Origin of the sequence: Myxococcus sp. AS-1-15, from assembly GCF_020037055.1 — a bacterium.
In the GTDB taxonomy this organism is placed as follows: Bacteria; Myxococcota; Myxococcia; order Myxococcales; family Myxococcaceae; genus Myxococcus; species Myxococcus fulvus.
Genome location: NZ_JAIQDF010000024.1, coordinates 63,780 through 80,480 on the forward strand (window position 1 = coordinate 63,780; position 16,701 = coordinate 80,480).

A 16,701-nucleotide genomic window follows, 5' to 3' on the forward strand; every position below is an offset into this window, starting at 1 on the left:
GGCCCTACGCCGGGACAGGCGCGAGGCGGCGGAAGAAGTCGTGCTCACGCTCGAAGGCCCGAGCGATGCGCAGCAGCAGGGCCTCGTCGAAGGCCCGCCCCAGCACCTGCAGCCCCACCGGCAGCCCCGCCTTCGTGAAGCCGCAGGGCACCGACAGGCCAGGGATGCCCGCAAGGTTGCAGGGCAGCGTGTAGACGTCCATCAGGTACATGGACAGCGGGTCATCCACCTTCTCCCCCAGCTTGAACGGCGCCACGGGGGAGATGGGGGCCACCAGCGCGTCCACGTCCTTGAAGGCGCGCGTGAAGTCCTCGCGGATGAGCGTGCGGACCTTCTGCGCGCGCAGGTAGTAGGCGTCGTAGTAGCCGGCGGACAGCGCGTACGTGCCCAGCATGATGCGGCGCTTCACCTCCGGTCCGAAGCCCCGCTCGCGCGTCTGCGCGTACAGCTCCTTGAGCCCCCGCGCGTCTTTCGCGCGCAGCCCGTAGCGGATGCCGTCGTAGCGCGCCAGGTTGCTGGACGCCTCGGCGGGCGCGATGAGGTAGTACGTCGCCAGCGCGTACTGCGTATGCGGCAGCGACACGTCCACCAGCGTCGCACCCAGCCGCTCGTACTCGGCCAGCGCGGCGCGGACGGAAGCCTCCACCTCCGGGTCCATGCCTTCGGCGAAGTACTCGCGCGGCACGCCCAGCTTCAGCCCGCGCACCCCGCTCTCCAGCTCCGCCGAGTAGTCTGGCGTCTTCGCCGGCGCGCTCGTCGCGTCCAGCGGGTCGTGCCGCGCGATGACCTGCAGCAGCGCCGCCGCGTCCGACACCGTGCGCGTCATGGGCCCCGGCTGGTCCAGCGACGACGCATACGCGATGACGCCGTAGCGGGACACCCGCCCGTACGTGGGCTTGAGCCCCACCGTGTTGGTGAAGGCCGCGGGCTGACGGATGGAGCCGCCCGTGTCCGTGCCCAGCGCGCCGAACACCTCGCGCGCGGCCACCGCCGCCGCCGAGCCTCCCGAGGAGCCGCCCGGCGTACGCGTCACGTCCCAGGGGTTGTGCGTGGGGTGGTACGCGCTGGACTCGTTCGAGGAGCCCATCGCGAACTCGTCCAGGTTCAGCTTGCCGACCAGCGGCAGCCCCGCCTCCTTCAGGAGCCGCACCACCGTCGCGTCCAGCGGCGGCACGAAGCCCTCCAGCACGCGCGAGCCGGCGGTCGTCTCCACGCCCTCGGTGAGGAACAGGTCCTTGAGCCCCACCGGCACGCCGTCCAGCGGGCTCGCCGGGGTCCCCGCGCGCCTGCGGGCGTCACTCGCCTCCGCGGCCGCCAGCGCGCCCTGCTCGTCCACGCGCAGGAAGGCGCGAATCCTCGGGTCCACCTGTTGGATGCGCGCCAGGCACGCGCGGGTGGCCTCCACGGAGGACACCTCGCCCGCGTCCAGCTTCCGCGCGAGCTCCAGCATCGTCAGGTCCGTCAGCTGCATGACGTGGAACCCCTTCGGCTAGTCGATGATTTTCGGCACCGCGAAGGAGGTCCCCGACTTCGCCGGGGCGTTGGCCAGCACCTTCTCCGGCGGCAGGGAGGGCCGCGTCACGTCCTCGCGGAGCAGCGAGGCCGTGAGCGTGGCATGCGAGGTGGGCTCCACGTCCCCCACGTCCAGGGTCTGCAACTGCGCCACCGCGTCCAACACCGCCGACAGCTGCGTGGCCATGCGCTGCTCCTCTTCAGGAGTCAGCGCCAGCCGCGCCAGCGTGGCCACGTGTCGCACCTGCTCGAGCGTGAGGGCCATGCCCGCAGACCTCCCCGGGACCTCGGGTCTACTTCTTCTTGAAGAGGTTCAGGATGGCGCCCATCACCTTGCCGCCACCCTCGTGCCCGTGCTGCGCCACCATCTGGTCCAGCTCGCCGGCGTCCAGGAAGACTCCGCCGCAGTTGAAGCACGTCTCCAGCTCGACCTTGCCCTGCTTGAGCGTCTGCAGGTCCATGCCGCACTTGGGGCACTTCATCCAGTGGAGCTTCTTGAGCTCGTCGCGCTGGGCCTGGGCCGTGTCGGCGGCCTGCTGGAGCGCAAGCTTCCGCTTCTTCTCAATCTCCTCGCGGGCGAAGTACTCCTCCTCGCTCGAGGACGGCTTGTCGTTGTCTGCCATGGCGATGTACCTCCAGGAAATCGTGGCGGCACCATACCCCCTCTGGTGCAACGCGCAGCCGAAATGTAGGCCCCCTGTCCGGCAGCCGGAAAATTGACCGGACCCCCTCCCTCCCTACACTCGTCGCGGGCATTGCTACAGCCCGCTACGCGGCTGAGACGCGCAGAGGGAAGAAGGTCATGACGGCGAAGAAGGGTCGGGCGGAGAAGGCAGTGCTGTCCCGGCAGGAGATCGCGACGCGTCGCAAGGCGCTCGCGGACAAACGGCGCAAGGCGGGGGTCGACGGCGGCGACGGCACGACGGCCCGAGCCATCACCGGTGTCTTCCTGCTGGCGGCGTCCCTGCTGTCATTGTTGTCGGTGGCCACGTTCGACGCCCATGACCGGGTCGGACCGGGCTTCCGCAACGCGGTGGGCCCCATGGGCCACCTCATCGCGGAGACCCTGCGGGGGATGCTCGGCGTGTGCGCCTACCTGGCACCCGTCGGAGGCGTCTACGCCGCGATGGTGCTCTTCGTGGGCAGCCGCGAGCGCAAGCGCGGGCCGCAGATCGTCAGCCTCGTGCTGCTGACGGCGAGCGTGGCCGTGCTGGCGCAGCTCATCTTCGCCGGCGACAAGGGCTGGGCACACCCGCCCGGCGGCGCGCTGGGCGCGAGCCTGGGCGGCGTCATGGAGGGGCTGTTCTCCACCGTCGGCACCGTCATCCTCGTCACCGCCATCAGCGCCGCGGCGCTCATCGTCGGCACCCAGTACACGTTCTTCAAGCTGTGCTCGCTGGTGTGGGCCGGACTGTGCGTGCTGGGCCGCCGAGTCTCCGAGTCCGCCGAGGCCTTCTGGGAGCAGCAGAAGGTCGCGTACAAGGCCCGCCAGGAGCGCGCCGCCGAGGAGAAGCTCGAGGAGGCCGCATTCCTCGCGCAGATTGAAGCCGACGAGGAGGAGCTCGCCGAGGCCGAGCGCGCCGCCGAGGAGGCCGAGGCCGCCGAGGCGGAGGCCATGGCCGAGGAGGCCGTGCGCCTGGCCCGTCAGAACGAGAAGGAGCAGGCCGCCGCCGCGAAGCTGGCCCTCAAGGAGGCCCGCGAGAAGGAGAAGCTGGAGAAGCAGACGCGCAAGGCCCTGCCCCTGCCCGAGGACACGGACTCGCTGCCGCCCACGTCCTCCCCGCCGGTGGCCGCCGAGAAGCTGCTGCCGCGCATCGCGGAGAAGCGCCCCGCCCCTGGCGCGGACCCGGCCTGGGCCGCGTCCTTCCTGGCGCCCCAGCCCCACTCCGCGCCCCCCATCGTCCCCGAGGGCGTCGAGCCCCCGCGCGGCCGCCGCAAGACGCCGAACATCGTCACTGGCCCCGCCGCGCCCGTCGCCGCGCTGCCCGAGTCCACCGAGCCCGTGGCCCCGGCGCCCGCGCCCGTCATCTCCCTGCCCCAGCCTCCGCAGACCGCGGCGCCCCAGCCCGCGCCTGCCGCGTCCGCGCTGGCGCGCATGCCGCTCATCGTGGAGCCCAAGGCGCCGCCCAAGCCCACCGTCAAGAAGACCCAGGACCAGTTCGAGTTCGTGGGTGACCGCAAGAGCTTCTCGCTGCCGCCGCTCGACGTGCTCGAGTACGACAAGAAGGAGCGCTCGGAGCTGGACAAGGACGCGTTCCTGTCCACGGCGGAGAAGCTGCGCGCCAAGCTGGCCGACTTCGGCATCGTCGGCGAGGTCGTGGAGATCCGCCCCGGCCCCGTCGTCACCATGTACGAGTTCCTGCCGGGCCCCGGCATCAAGGTGAGCAAGATTGCCGCGCTCGCCGACGACCTGGCCATGGCGATGGAGGCGATGCGCGTTCGCATCGTCGCCCCCATCCCCGGCAAGGGCGTGGTGGGCATCGAGGTGCCGAACAAGGACCGTGAGACCGTCTATCTCAAGGAGATCGCCGAGCAGGACGCGTTCCTCAAGGGCCCCAGCAAGCTGACCATGTGCGTGGGCAAGGACATCGAGGGCATGCCGTACGTCTTCGACCTGGCCAAGGCGCCGCACCTGCTCATCGCCGGCACCACCGGCTCCGGCAAGTCGGTGGCCGTCAACTCGATGATCATGAGCATCCTCCTGAAGTCCACGCCGGAGGAGGTCCGCTTCATCATGGTGGACCCGAAGATGCTGGAGCTCTCCGTGTACGAGGGCATCCCGCACCTGCTGCTGCCCGTGGTGACGGACCCGAAGAAGGCGGCGCTCGCGCTGCGCTGGGCCGTGGAGGAGATGGAGCGCCGCTACCAGATGCTGTCCGAGGCGGGCGTGCGCAACATCGCCGGCTACAACAAGCTGGTGGAGAGCTCCGCCTCCGAGGTGAAGGAGGTGCTCGCCGCCGCGGAGCCTTCGCCCAAGAAGTCCAAGCCCAAGAAGGTCCTGGTGGTGGACCTGGAGGGTGGCGAGCCCAAGCCCGCGGCCCAGGCGTCGGACGGGCTGGGCGTGGCCGCGCCGCGCGAGGACATGGAGGACCTGCGCGAGGCGCTGGTGTCCTCCGAGGACGAGGCCGCCCCGGAAGTGCCCGAGGTGGAGGCCGAGCCCGAGGACGACGACGCGGGCGCGCCGCTGGACGCCGCGGCGGCCAAGCCGGAGAAGAAGGAGCTCAAGAAGCTGCCCTACATCGTGGTCATCATCGACGAGCTGGCGGACCTCATGATGGTCGCCAGCCGCGAGGTGGAGACGTACGTGGCGCGCCTGGCGCAGATGGCTCGCGCGGCCGGCATCCACCTGATGGTCGCGACGCAGCGTCCCTCCACGGACGTCGTCACCGGCATCATCAAGGCGAACTTCCCCACGCGCATCAGCTTCATGCTCCGCTCCAAGCCGGACTCCATGACGATTCTGGGCACGGTGGGCGCCGAGGCCCTGCTGGGCATGGGCGACATGCTCATCATGCCGCCCACGAGCGCGCACCTGCAGCGTGTGCACGGCGCCTTCGTGTCGGAGAACGAAATCAAGAAGGCGGTGGACCACCTCAAGGCCCAGGGCAAGCCCGTCTTCGACGAGTCCATCCTCAAGCCGCGCGACGAGGACGTGGAGTCCGGCGGCGAGGAGGACGAGCTGTCCGACGAGCTGTACGACCAGGCCCTCGCCACGGTCAGCGAGATGCGCGCCGTCTCCATCTCCATGCTCCAGCGCAAGATGCGCATCGGCTACAACCGCGCCGCGCGCATGATTGAGCGCATGGAGCGTGACGGAGTCGTCGGCGCCGCCGATGGCGCCAAGCCCCGCGAGGTGCTCATCCGAGGGGTGGGCGACATGCCGGGCGCGGGCGCGATGTAGTCCACCCGCGGCACACCGTTGTTCTCCCAGGGGGTGTCCGGCTTCGGTCCGGGCGCCCCCTGTCCGTTTCTCCTCCCCGCGCGGGCATCCCCAGCCCGCCCCGACGTGTTCCAGGTGAGTGCCCATGATTGTCGCCATCTCCCGCTTCCGCGCCGCGCCCGAGGACGCCGAGCGCCTGGTCGCCCGCTTCCAGGAGCGCGCGCGCAGGGTGGACGCGCACGAGGGGTTCCTGGGGCTGGAGGTGCTGCGCTCGTTCGAGCGCTCGCCGGAGCTGCTGCTGGTGACGCGCTGGCGGGACAAGGAGGCGATGCGGCGCTATTTCCAGTCGGAGGACTTCCGGAAGGCGAAGGAGGCCAGCGCCGAGCAGGAGGGGGCCACCTTCGCCATCTACGAGGTGGTGGGCACGTGAGGCGCGTATTGGATTCCCAAGCAGGCGCAGGTCGTCTATGGGCGGTGTCCCATGGCTGAACGCATCGCCCTATTCGCCACCACGACCCGAGGCACCGAGGACCTGCTCGCCGACGAGCTCAAGGAGCTCGGCGCGCGCCGCATCCGCCAGGACCGTGGCGGTGTGCGCTTCATGGCCTCGCTCGACGAGGCGCTGAAGGTCTGTCTCTGGTCCCGCATCTCCATGCGCGTGCTCTACCCGCTGGGCACCTTCGAGGCCCGCGGCGCGCAAGGCCTGTACGACGCCGCCCGCGGCGTCCCGTGGGAGGAGCACCTGAGGCCCACCACGACGTTCGCCGTGGACGCGACGCTGAAGGACAGCGAGCACAGCCACTCGGGCTTCGTCGCGCTGAAGGTGAAGGACGCCATCGTCGACCGCATGCGCGACGTGGTGGGCACGCGGCCGGACGTGGACACGAAGAACCCGGACGTGAGCGTGGTGGCGCACCTGTCGCGCGACACGCTGTCGCTCTCGCTGGACCTGTGCGGCGAGCCGCTGCACCGCCGGGGCTACCGCGTGCGCCCCACCGTAGCGCCCCTCAAGGAGACGCTCGCCGCCGCCATCCTGCGCGCCGCGCGCTACACGGGCGACGAGGCGCTGGTGGACCCGATGTGCGGCTCGGGCACGCTGCTGATTGAGGCGGGCATGATGGCCCGTCGGCGCGCGCCCGGCCTCAACCGCGACTTCGCCGTGGAGCGCTGGCCCGAGCTGGGGACGCGGGCGAAGGAGCTGCTCGCGGACATGCGCGCGGAGGCTCGGCGCGACGAGCGCAAGGTGGAGGTCCCGCTCTGGGGCTTCGACAAGGACCCGGAGGCCCTCGATGCCGCCCAGCGCAACGTGCGCGCGGCCCGGCTGTCCGAGGAAATCACCCTGGCCGAGGGCGACGCGACGAAGCTGCCGCCGCTGCCTGCGTCCAGTGGCCTCATCCTCACCAACCCGCCCTATGGCGACCGCATCGGCACGGGCGGACAGAAGGGCATGAAGAGCTTCTATTACAAGCTGGGCGAGTCCTTGCGTGTGCCCGGCTGGCGCGTCTGGGTCCTCAGCGGCAACCCGGCCTTCGAGAGCGCCTTCCACGCGCGCCCCTCCGCGCGGCGCGACCTGATGAACGGCCCCATCGACTGCACGCTGCTCGGCTACCGGCCCTCGGGCGGCGGCGGCGAGGACTCAGAAGCGCCGCTCGGTGCGTCGCATGAGCCGGTGGATGTTGCTCCGGTGCGTCCACAGCATGAGGGCGAAGAGGACCGCTGAGAGGCCCGCGTACTCGGGCGCGCGAGCGGTGAGCGCGGACGTGCCCACCGCCGTCGCCCCCGCCGCGAGCGAGCCCAGCGAGCTGACGCGCCACACCGCGAAGATGGCGATGAAGACGAGCCCCGCGGCCAGCGCCGCCTGGGGCACGAGCACCAGCAACACGCCCAGCGCGGTGGCCACGCCCTTGCCGCCGTGCAGCCTCAGCCACACCGGGAAGACATGGCCCAGCACGGCGGCGAGCGCCACCAGCACGTGCACCCCGGGCAGCTCCGGCACCAGCCGCATCGCGAGCGCCACCGGCAGCGCGCCCTTCACCGCGTCGAGCACCAGCACCACCGCGCCCAGCTTCTTGCCCGCGACGCGGGTGACGTTGGTGGCGCCGATGTTGCCGCTGCCGCTCTGGCGCACGTCCACGCCGCGAAGCCACCGCGTCAGCAGGACACCGAAGGGGATGGAGCCGGCGAGGTAGCCCAGCAGGACGAGCGCGAGAGTCACGACCCCACGCTATAGCAGCAGGTGGGGGAAGCGCGTCTTCACCACCACGTAGGCGTAATTCACCAGGACGATGACGGGCATCACCACCTGGAACGCCTTCCACTCCCGAAGCGAGAGCTGGATTTCGGGGATGGGGACGGCGAACACCAGATGCACCACCATGGCCACGGCCGCGAGCGCGAACAGCACGGCGGCCACGGTGCCCAGGGGGTTGGCCTCCCACGCGCCCACGAAGTTGAAGTGGGCCACGCGGTCCGCCACGCGGGTGAGGCCACAGCCGAGGCAGGGCCAGCCTGTCCGCTCGCGCAGCACGCAGCCCCAGAACGGGATGAGCTTCGCCACCGGGATGAAGCGGGCGACGAGCAGCCCCACGAGGCCGATGAGGCCCAGGTAGTCCACCGTGCCGAGCCGGCGGTTGCGAGGAGGGAGGAAGACCTTCATGGGCTGCGCGCCCCGGGGTGTGCGGGAGTCACACTCTAGTACGGGCGCCGCCTTGCCGGGGCAACGAGTTTTGACTAAGCGGGCAGGTCATGAACTCGCTCCGCACGTCCCTGATGCTGCTGGTCGCTGTTCCCCTGGTGGCCTTCGCTGGCGACAAGACGCCCGCCAAGGGAAAGACGGCTGACAAGGCCGCGGCCGCCGCCGACTGTCACCACCCGGCCGACAAGGCCGCGGCCGCGCCCAAGCCCGAGGCCGCGAAGGACGACAGCTGGAAGCTCACCCGTGGCGAGGCCCTCAAGGGCGCCTCCGAGGTGAAGCTCGCGGACCTGCTCTCCAAGCCCCAGGCCCACGACGGGAAGACGGTGCGGCTCGAGGGCACGGTGCGCAAGGCGTGTGAGAAGAAGGGCTGCTGGATGGAGCTCGCCCCCGAGGGCCAGGCCAAGGGCCCGGGCGTGCGCGTGACGTTCAAGGACTACGGCTTCTTCGTGCCGCTGGACTCGGCGGGCTCGCAGGCGCGCGTGGAGGGCGTGGTGAAGGTGGCCGAGCTGAGCGAAGGCCACGCGGCGCACTACGAGGCCGAGGGCGCCATCGTCCCGCGCGGCGCGGACGGCAAGCCGCGCGAGGTGCAGTTGGTGGCGACGGGCGTCGAGCTGCGCCGGTAACACATGGCGCGCAGCTTCAGCATGAAGGGTGTGCAGGGCGCCGCGGACCGCGCCGTCCAGCACGCGAGGGCGTGGTTGCTGGAGACGGAGCCGGGTTCGCGCGTGCACGACGTGCAGTCGGACCCGCGCTTCCAGCATCGGGGCGTGGACCTGCTGTGGGAGCTGCCCTCGGGCGAGGTGCGCGGCATCGAGGTGAAGGGGGACCGCAACGCCACCCGGAAGCGGTACTTCTTCGAGCTGGTGTCCAACCTGGAGAAGGACACCCCGGGCTGCTTCCTCTACAGCGGCGCGGACCTGCTCGTGTACGTGTTCCTCTCGCAGGGGGAGATGCACGTGTTGCCGCTGCGCGCAGCGCGCGACTGGTTCCTCCCGCGAGCGAAGGAGTACCCGCTCAAGCACGCCTTCACCCAGACGGGCGCCATCCGCTACACGACGGTGGGCGCGGTGGTCTCCACGCGAGACGTCGTCGAGGGCGTGCCCAACGTGCTCAAGATTCCCCTGAGGCGCTCGACGCCGCTGCGAGCCCAGGAGGAGTCCACGACGCCCGAGGCTCCGGGCGCGGCGGCCATGCCCACGAAGCAGGGCGAGCTCGAGGACATGGCCCCGGTGAAGACCGCCCAGGAGGACGCGAAGCCCGCGCCGAAGAAGCGGGCGCGGCGCCGCAAGTCCACGGACGCTTCCGAGAGCAGCGGCCCGGGCACGTCGGAGTGACGGGGCGCTCACGAGCCCATCGCTGACCTGTCAGCGCGTCCTTCTTCGAGCCCTCGCGCCGTGGTGTCAGCGAACTCACGGCCAGTGACGGCAACGAGCGTCGCGGGGTGACGCTGCTCGTATGCAGCCTCGAGACAGGGACCTGGCCCTCAAGCCCACGCGCCAGGCAGATAGAGGCCTCACACCCTGGTGGCGACGAGGGTTTCAGGATGACCGCGGTCGTACGCGGCCTTGAGCCCGTGACTCGGGCTCTTCGTCACGGCCCATCAAGCCCCTGCGCCAGGCCGGATGAAGACTCACGACATGGCGAGGCGACAAGGGTTTCAGGATGACCGCGGTCGTACGCGGCCCTGAGCCCGTGACTCGGGCTCTTCGTCACGGCCCATCAAGCCCCTGCGCCAGGCCGGATGAAGACTCACGACATGGCGAGGCGACGAGGGCTTCGCGATGACCGCGGTCATGCTCTGCCTCGAGACATCCACTCGGGCACGGCGTCGTGGACCCGAGGTCCGCGCGCCGTGCCGGAGGTCCTGCTCACTACCTGTGACGGTGACGGTTGTGACCGGGGTGGATGCGGTCGTGCTCGGACTCGAGCCGCTCGGCGATGCGCATCAGGTCCAGCAGGGCCACGCGGTCGTTCTGCGCCTTGTAGATGTGCTCCAGGCGCGGCATGAGGTCCAACGCGAGGTGCAGGTCCTTGTTCTCCTCCGCCCACGCCAGCAGCGTCCGGGCGGCCGTGGCGGCCACGCCGTGCGTCTGGAGGTGGATGAGGCCGTCGACGGCCAGGATGCGAGCAATCGGAGAGCGGCTCGTGTCCTCGGACAGCTTGACCAAGTCCGTCGCCGCCTCGTCCTTCTCGCCCTTCGCCGCGCGCACCATCGCGCGCGAGATGCCCTTGCGGTCCGGCAGGAAGAACTCCTCCATCTCCGCGAAGGACTCCGCGTGATTCACGTGGCCCGAGCGCGCGAGCAGCTCCGCGAGGCGGTCGAACAGCTCCGCGTCCTTCTCGGAGAACGGCGCCAGCGCCTCCTGCATGAAGCGCTCCTGGGGCAGGCCCTTGTCATCCACGGGCAGCCGCGCGCGCAGGCTGGTCATCCGCTCGAAGGCCGCGCTCACCGGCGCATCCGTCTTGCCGTTGAGCAGCTCCAGCAGCGACTTCATGAGCGACGCCAGCGTGTCCGTCATCTCATGCGGCGCCACGCGGTCCGGCAGCCAGCGGCGCCACAGCTCCACGGGAGCGGCGACGACGAAATCCTTGAAGGGCCCGGTGCCCTTCCACTTCGACTTCCACTGCTGGGCGATGCCCAACGGGAAGGTCGACTCCGACAGCTTCCGGAAGTCCTCCTCCGTCACCGGGATGCCGTAGTGGCCGAGCGTCCCGAGCAGGGCCTCCGTCGAGAACTCCTTGAGACCCTTCTGCTGCCAAGCCTTGTCCACGCGCTGCGTGCTCACCTGGTTCTCCGCTGCCCCTGGGCGCCGGCCATCGGCGCATGCGGTCTTCTAGCGGAACCCGGGCCCACAATGCATGGCCCTCGTACGCCCGCCGTCACGCGGCCGACGGCGCGGGCGCCACCTTCGGAACAGTGGGCCAGAGGGTGGGATTGCGCCGCCCATCCTCCACCCGACGCGCGAGATAGGGCTCACAGCCCCTCGCCTCGAAGGCCTTCTTCCACGCGGAGAAGCCGCCGCCCGCCCGCCAGGCATCCATCGCCGCCAGCCCACCCTCGGGACCACACTGGGCCAGCATGTACTCCACCCAGGCCCAGCGTGCGGACGTGGGACGCACCTCCGCGCGTCCCCGCAGGCCCTTGCGCAGCCGCTCCAGCCGGTTCTCCACCTCGCGGATGCCCGCGAAGGGCGCGCCGTCCAGCGGCGTGTTCCGCTTGGCCACGAAGGGTGCCACGCCCAGCGCCACGGGGAGGATGCGCGACAGCTCCGCCGTGAAGCGGATCAACTCGTCGATGTCCGTCTCGTCCTCGAACGGAAGGCCCACGACGTTGTACACCTTGAGCTGCTTCATGCCGGAGGTCCGGGCATACCCGGCCGCGCGCACAATCTGTTCCTCGGAGTGCTTGCGGTCCACCATGTCCCGCATCCGCTGCGAGGCCCCGTCCGCCGCCACCGTCAGGTTCGTCGCCCCGCCCCGGCGGAGTTGATCCACCAGCTCCTGCGTCAGTCGATCCGCCCGGAGCGACGACACGCCCACCTCGCGCCCCGAGTCCACGAGGGTGCGCAGCAGCTCGACGATGCGCGGGTGGTCCGTCACCGCCGCGCCCACCAGGCCCACCCTCTTGGCGTTCTCCGGGATGAGCGACAGCACCCGCTCGGGCGGCACCGTCCGCATGCCCCCGTTGGTGGTGCGCCGCATGACGCAGTAATGGCACCCGCGAGAGCAGCCGCGCTCCGGCTCGATGAGGAACATCGAGCGCAGCTCCGTGTGCGGCGTGATGATCTGCGAGCGGGCGGGCAACCGCGAGTCCGTCGCCCGGGCCACGTGGTAGCGCGCCCCTCCCCTGCCCGGCACCCGGAAGCCGGGGATGCGCGCCAGATGATCCAACAGCGCCTCGCGCTCCATGGAGGCCGCGGCCTCCACCAGGACGTGGATCAGCTCCTCGGACTCGCCCTGGACGAGCACGTCGACAAAGGGCTCCAGCGGATCCGGGTTGGAGAACGTCAGGGGCCCACCGGCGACCACCAGCGGATGGCGACCATCCCGGCGCTCCTCCGCCAGCACGGGCAGCCCGGCGAGCTCCAGCAGCGAGAAGAACCCCGTCAGCTCCAGCTCGTACGCCACCGAGAACGCCAGCATCTGGAAGCTGGAGACCGGGGCCTGGGACTCCCAGGTGAACAGCGGCGTGCGCGTCTTCTTGAAGGCCTCCACGTCATCCGGGAGGAACACACGCTCGGCGGTGGCACCGGGGTGCTGGTGGATTTCCCGGTAGATGGCCTGGAAGCCCAGCGAGCTCATGCCCACGTGGTAGGGGCTCGGGTAGCAGAGCGCCACGCGGAAGGGCGCGTCCTTGTAGAGGGTGCCCTCTTCGTCGTCCAGCAGCGAGCGGACGTGGTGGATGAGTGAGTAACGGCCCTCCATGTGCCTCCAGTGGGTACTGCCTCCAAACACCGCGGCCCCGACAATCCACTCCCTGAGGAGGGCTGCCGGGGCCGCGAGGCGCCACCCAGGCGGGTGGCGCTGTTCAGCGATGGACGACTACTTGAACGACGGGACCGGCTTCGACGGCACGCAGATCGCCGTCGTCGCGCTCACCTGGAGGCACTCCGTGGCGAAGTCCGGGTTCAGGTTCGCGTTGGTCGCGCACGAGGTGGCATCGGACGGGTCGCAGGCGACCGCCGGCCACATCGAACGGATGGCGTAGTTCGAGGTGCACCCATTGCGCGTGTACTTCACCTGGCCACGCAGCTGCGTACCCGGCGTCGACGGCGCCGCGTACACCTGGATGTTGCTGAACTCGTAGCTGATGGTCGTCGCCGGAAGCGTCTGGGTGGCCGCGGCGTTGACCGAGGCAACCGAGAGCGTCTCCGCCGTGCAGAACTCATCCGCGTCCGGCTCGGTGTCGAACCGGCCCAGCGCCGTCTGATCCGTCGTGGGGCCCGGGTCGCGGTTCGCGATGGACGCCACGCCCTGCGGACGCAGGGTGAGCAGCGAGTTGCTCAGGTCATCCGGATCGCTGAACTTGTAGACGCCCACCAGCTCACCGACGGGAGCCCGCAGTTCACAACCCACGCCATTGGCATCGACAGGGTCGTCGATGGGGTCATACCGGGTCGCCCAGCTCGCGCTGTCCTGCACGAAGCAGGGAGCCTCGGGCTGGTCGAAGTTGCAACCCGTCAGCAGACCCGCCGTGCCAACAAGGACCATTGCCGCATTGAAGATGTTCTTGGTCATGTGACTTGAAATCCTGGTTCCGTGAATGGCCAGTGACTAGAACGTGTACCGGACACCAAGGCGCATCTGGCGCGGCGGCTGGTAGCTGGTCGGGTTCTTGAAGTTGGGGTTGACGTCGTTCTCGACCGTGCCGAACGGCTCGTCGCGCTCCTCGCCGGCCTGCCACTGGACGTTGCCAGGGAGGTCGGACGGCTTGCCGCCCGCGATGGGCTGCACGGAGAGCAGGGTGTACGTCTGGTCGACCGTGCTCACGCCCTGGAAGTTGAACAGGTTGAACACGTCCAGGGTGACGGAGATGACGCTGTCCTTGCTGACGCGGTAGTTGACGCCGATGTTGGAGTCAATGACGTTCAGCCAGGGCGTACGACCACCCGCGCCACGGGGGAGGACGAAGGACTCGTCCGGACCGTAGAGCGAGTGCGCGCCGAAGTAGTTGATCGGCGAGCCGGAGTTGCCGCGGTAGGACAGACCCAGGCTGGCGGACAGCTCGTTCGTGAAGTTGAACTCCTTCGCGCCGAACACCTTGATCTGGTGCGTACGGTCGAACGGCAGCGGACCCGTGCGGTTGGCCAGGAGGCTGACGAGGTCGAAGTCCGACAGGATGTTCGGGTCGAGCTGCGCGGTCTCCGGGCGGAACAGACCGGGGTAGTTACCGTTCAGGCGGGACCAGGTGTAGTTCGCCGCGGCGAGCCAGCCATCCGAGAACGTACGGTTCAGGTAGACCGTGACGTTGTCGTAGTTACGCTCCGGCTTCGGGAACTCCTTGGCGAAGCCGCTGCCCGGGTTGCCGAGGAAGTACGACGCACCGTCATCGCGGCTCATGTCCTCGATGACCATGTTCATGTTGCGGTGCGTGTAGCTGGCGCCCACGCGGGTGTTGGCGATGAGCTCGTACTCAGCGCCGACCACCAGCTCGTTGGACGACTGCGGCTTGATGTCCGGGTCGATCGGCTCGTTCTCGACCTTGCCACCCGTGTAGAGGCGGTTCGGGTTGCGGTTGCTCTCGGGCTGCGCGAGCACGTAGGCCGGGTCACGGCACTCCGTCTGCTGGCTCTGGCGGTCCGTGGGGTTGCAGCCCGCCTGCGTGTCCGACGCGAGCGCGCGGCGGGCCTCGTAGCGACGCTCACCCGGGAACGCGCGGTCGAGCATGTTCAGGGGAACCTGCTCGTAGTAGCGAGCGAAGTTCACGAAGAACTTGGTGCGGCCGTTGGCGAACGGGTCGACGATGGCGCCGAGGCGGGGCGACCACTGGTTGCCCATGATGAGCGCCAGCTCGCCGTCGCCGCCGTACATCGCCTGCACGTCGTAGCGCACGCCGAGGTTGAGCGTGACGCGGTTGGCGATGGACCAGGAGTCCTGCAGGAAGCCACCGACCGTGGTGCTGGTGGTCTTCGACTGCTGGGTCAGCTGGGTGATGGGGCTGTCGGGCGAGGCCTGGTAGCCGTAGCGACGGTAGTCCTGCACCGCGCCGCCGGAGTAGGGCTGGCCGTTGAGCGTCGCGCCCGCATACGGAGCGGACTCACGGAAGTACACGCCACCGCCGTAGGCCTTGAGCTGGTCGTAGGACAGGAACTCCGCGTCCGCACCGGCCTTCAGCACGTGGGTGCCGAGCGCGTTGAGCAGGTAGGTGGCCTTCGCGTTGAACTGGTAGCGATCCAGCTTCGAGTCGTTCATGTAGCCCGGGCCACCGACCGTGTAGCCGATGACGGGGCAGCGCTCGACAACGACGGGATTGCCGTCCTCATCGACCGTCTCGAACGGGGCGCAGGCGCCCTCCTGCCCGGCGGGCAGGGCCTCGAGGTCCGCCAGGGAGCGCTGGCTGGTGTACTGGAAGCGGGAGTAGCCCGCGAGGCCCTCGGAGGAGCCCAGCTTGCTGCCGTCCGCCGGCAGGGTGGACGCCGTCTGGTGGAACCAGCCGGCCGTCGCGTCGACGAGGACCTTCTTGTCCATGAACGCGCCGCCGTACTTCAGGGCGACGGACGTGGCGTTCGCGTTCGTCTCCGTGAAGGCGAAGTCGCCCGGGCGGGAGAAGATCGCGCCCGGCAGACCACCGGACTGCGGGTTGATGGACAGCTTGCCCATGCCACCCGTGGTCGTCGGCGTGCCGTTGAGGGCGAGCGAGACCGTGTGGTCCTGGTTGATGAGGTAGGTCAACTTACCCATGTACTGCACGGTCCGGGAGTCAGCGTAGTACTGACGATCCGAGCCCGCGATGGGGTCGACGACCGTGAAGCCCGTGTCGTCCGTGACCGTGTTGCCCTGCGCATCCAGGCGGATGGCGTTGAGCGTGCGGGTGTGCTGGTAGCGCGTGAAGGACGGCGCGAAACCAGCGAAGAACCACAGCTTGTCCTTGAGGATCGGACCACCGAGGGTGGCGCCGAAGTCGCCCATGTTCTTCAGCTCGTTGAGGCCGCTGATGACCGAGCCTTCCGACCGGATCGTCTTGCGGGTACCCTCGAACGTGCCAGGCGTCCAGTTGGCGAACACGGAGCCGTGGAACTCGTTGGAGCCCGACCGGGTCACCGCGTTGATGACGCCGCCCGTGGAGCGACCGAACTCCGGCAGGTAGCCGCCGGTGATGATGTTCACGTCCTGCACGAACTCGATGCTCATCGGGCTCGCGTTCACGCCGTAGGCCGGGTCGTTCGTGGACAGACCGTCCACCACGTAGCCGTTCTCAGGCGAGGTCGCGCCGTTGATGGAGACACCGTACTGGTCGTTCTGGGCGCCAGGCGCCAGCTCGGCCAGGGACTCGAAGGAGCGAGCCGCGCCGCTCTTGCCACCCGGACGGGCGACCGCGATGCGCTTGATGAACTCCTGATCCACGTTGACGCCCGTGGTCGTGGAGCCCACGTCGATGGTCGGCGGGGCGCCGACGATCTCGACCACCTCACCGAGGGACTCGGGGAGCAGCTCGACGTTGACGCGGATGGTGCGGTTCAGACGCAGCTGCACGTCCGACCGGGCGTAGGGCTTGAACTGCTCCTTCTCGAACCGCAGGGTGTAAACACCAGGCGGAAGCTGGGGAATACGGTAGTTGCCCTGTGCGTCGGAAACCACGGTCTGCTCACCCTGAAGGTTGGGCGAGGTCGCGGTTACCACCACGTCAGGAACAGGCTGCCGACTCTGAGCGTCGATGATCGTTCCGATCATCGTGCTCGACTGCGCGAAAGCCGCCGATCCATAAAGCAGACCTGCGGCCAGGACAACTCCGGTTTCCCGGAGCACTCGGTTCAAGTGCATACCAGACCCCTCCAAGGTGGGCTGCAACCGAAAATGACTGGGGAAAATATCCGAGGTCGAGCAGTTGTCAATAGACCGTTGCTTTTTGGTAACCAGTGGGGCAATTGCGCGATCACGTCAGTTACCCTTGACC

Annotated in this window: 14 protein-coding genes; 5 read left to right on the forward strand and 9 right to left on the reverse strand. The window is 69.3% G+C overall.

Translation table 11 applies throughout. The features are described from left to right. Positions 1–4 precede the first annotated feature (4 nt). Genes gatA through K8625_RS40695 form a run of 3 tightly spaced genes read right to left on the reverse strand, consistent with a single transcriptional unit; the run spans position 5 to position 2,135 of the window. The gene (gatA, locus tag K8625_RS40685) at positions 5–1,471 is read right to left on the reverse strand and encodes an Asp-tRNA(Asn)/Glu-tRNA(Gln) amidotransferase subunit GatA (protein WP_223785728.1); all 1,467 of its coding nucleotides are present in this window, start codon (positions 1,469–1,471) and stop codon (positions 5–7) included. 18 nt (positions 1,472–1,489) lie between these two features. Continuing rightward, a complete protein-coding gene (gene gatC, locus K8625_RS40690; protein ID WP_223747751.1) occupies positions 1,490–1,777 on the reverse strand; it encodes an Asp-tRNA(Asn)/Glu-tRNA(Gln) amidotransferase subunit GatC in 288 nt (95 codons plus the stop codon). A 28-nt stretch (positions 1,778–1,805) separates the two neighbouring features. After that, entirely contained in the window at positions 1,806–2,135 is a 330-nt protein-coding gene (locus K8625_RS40695) for a zf-TFIIB domain-containing protein (protein ID WP_141328100.1), read from the reverse strand. A gap of 179 nt (positions 2,136–2,314) precedes the next feature. On the opposite strand from K8625_RS40695, the gene K8625_RS40700 reads away from it, so the two are divergent. From K8625_RS40700 to K8625_RS40710, 3 genes are all read left to right on the forward strand, one after another. Continuing rightward, positions 2,315–5,413, forward strand: a complete 3,099-nt coding sequence (locus tag K8625_RS40700; protein ID WP_223785729.1) for a DNA translocase FtsK 4TM domain-containing protein — start codon at positions 2,315–2,317, stop codon at positions 5,411–5,413. Positions 5,414–5,537: 124 nt separating this feature from the next. Continuing rightward, positions 5,538–5,822 carry an antibiotic biosynthesis monooxygenase gene (locus tag K8625_RS40705; protein WP_223747749.1) on the forward strand — a complete coding sequence of 95 codons (285 nt, stop codon included), beginning with the start codon at positions 5,538–5,540 and terminating at the stop codon, positions 5,820–5,822. Between the two features lie 51 nt (positions 5,823–5,873). Next, positions 5,874–7,112, forward strand: a complete 1,239-nt coding sequence (locus K8625_RS40710) for a class I SAM-dependent RNA methyltransferase (protein ID WP_223785730.1) — start codon at positions 5,874–5,876, stop codon at positions 7,110–7,112. On the opposite strand, the gene plsY is transcribed toward K8625_RS40710, so the two are convergent. Together plsY and K8625_RS40720 are read right to left on the reverse strand one after the other, a co-directional pair. Beyond that, on the reverse strand, positions 7,029–7,607 hold the full coding sequence (gene plsY, locus K8625_RS40715) for a glycerol-3-phosphate 1-O-acyltransferase PlsY (protein ID WP_223785731.1): 579 nt from the start codon (positions 7,605–7,607) through the stop codon (positions 7,029–7,031). The genes K8625_RS40710 and plsY overlap by 84 nt on opposite strands. 9 nt (positions 7,608–7,616) lie before the next feature. Further along, positions 7,617–8,048, reverse strand: coding sequence for a DUF2752 domain-containing protein (locus tag K8625_RS40720; protein WP_223747747.1), 432 nt, complete (start codon positions 8,046–8,048; stop codon positions 7,617–7,619). An 89-nt stretch (positions 8,049–8,137) separates the two neighbouring features. On the opposite strand from K8625_RS40720, the gene K8625_RS40725 reads away from it, so the two are divergent. Both K8625_RS40725 and K8625_RS40730 read left to right on the forward strand, forming a co-directional pair. After that, positions 8,138–8,710 carry a DUF4920 domain-containing protein gene (locus K8625_RS40725; protein ID WP_141325240.1) on the forward strand — a complete coding sequence of 191 codons (573 nt, stop codon included), beginning with the start codon at positions 8,138–8,140 and terminating at the stop codon, positions 8,708–8,710. A gap of 3 nt (positions 8,711–8,713) precedes the next feature. After that, complete coding sequence (locus tag K8625_RS40730; protein ID WP_223785732.1) at positions 8,714–9,421, forward strand: hypothetical protein; 708 nt, start codon at positions 8,714–8,716, stop codon at positions 9,419–9,421. A 537-nt stretch (positions 9,422–9,958) separates the two neighbouring features. Here the strand turns inward: K8625_RS40730 and K8625_RS40735 are convergent. From K8625_RS40735 to K8625_RS40750, 4 genes are all read right to left on the reverse strand, one after another. Then, positions 9,959–10,873, reverse strand: coding sequence for a hypothetical protein (locus tag K8625_RS40735; protein WP_194869177.1), 915 nt, complete (start codon positions 10,871–10,873; stop codon positions 9,959–9,961). Between the two features lie 94 nt (positions 10,874–10,967). Next, positions 10,968–12,512 (reverse strand): radical SAM protein, encoded by a 1,545-nt coding sequence (locus tag K8625_RS40740; RefSeq protein WP_223785733.1) that lies wholly within the window; start codon positions 12,510–12,512, stop codon positions 10,968–10,970. A 117-nt stretch (positions 12,513–12,629) separates the two neighbouring features. Next, entirely contained in the window at positions 12,630–13,325 is a 696-nt protein-coding gene (locus tag K8625_RS40745; RefSeq protein WP_223746463.1) for a hypothetical protein, read from the reverse strand. A 36-nt stretch (positions 13,326–13,361) separates the two neighbouring features. Then, positions 13,362–16,568 carry a TonB-dependent receptor gene (locus K8625_RS40750; RefSeq protein WP_223746462.1) on the reverse strand — a complete coding sequence of 1,069 codons (3,207 nt, stop codon included), beginning with the start codon at positions 16,566–16,568 and terminating at the stop codon, positions 13,362–13,364. Between the last annotated feature and the right edge of the window lie 133 nt (positions 16,569–16,701).

Coding starts and splice junctions, on each gene's coding strand:
- gatA (WP_223785728.1), bottom strand. CDS start 1,471: ATGCAGCTGACGGACCTGACGATGCTGGAGCTCGCGCGGAAGCTGGAC.
- gatC (WP_223747751.1), bottom strand. CDS start 1,777: ATGGCCCTCACGCTCGAGCAGGTGCGACACGTGGCCACGCTGGCGCGG.
- K8625_RS40695 (WP_141328100.1), bottom strand. CDS start 2,135: ATGGCAGACAACGACAAGCCGTCCTCGAGCGAGGAGGAGTACTTCGCC.
- K8625_RS40700 (WP_223785729.1), top strand. CDS start 2,315: ATGACGGCGAAGAAGGGTCGGGCGGAGAAGGCAGTGCTGTCCCGGCAG.
- K8625_RS40705 (WP_223747749.1), top strand. CDS start 5,538: ATGATTGTCGCCATCTCCCGCTTCCGCGCCGCGCCCGAGGACGCCGAG.
- K8625_RS40710 (WP_223785730.1), top strand. CDS start 5,874: ATGGCTGAACGCATCGCCCTATTCGCCACCACGACCCGAGGCACCGAG.
- K8625_RS40720 (WP_223747747.1), bottom strand. CDS start 8,048: ATGAAGGTCTTCCTCCCTCCTCGCAACCGCCGGCTCGGCACGGTGGAC.
- K8625_RS40725 (WP_141325240.1), top strand. CDS start 8,138: ATGAACTCGCTCCGCACGTCCCTGATGCTGCTGGTCGCTGTTCCCCTG.
- K8625_RS40730 (WP_223785732.1), top strand. CDS start 8,714: ATGGCGCGCAGCTTCAGCATGAAGGGTGTGCAGGGCGCCGCGGACCGC.
- K8625_RS40740 (WP_223785733.1), bottom strand. CDS start 12,512: ATGGAGGGCCGTTACTCACTCATCCACCACGTCCGCTCGCTGCTGGAC.
- K8625_RS40745 (WP_223746463.1), bottom strand. CDS start 13,325: ATGACCAAGAACATCTTCAATGCGGCAATGGTCCTTGTTGGCACGGCG.
- K8625_RS40750 (WP_223746462.1), bottom strand. CDS start 16,568: ATGCACTTGAACCGAGTGCTCCGGGAAACCGGAGTTGTCCTGGCCGCA.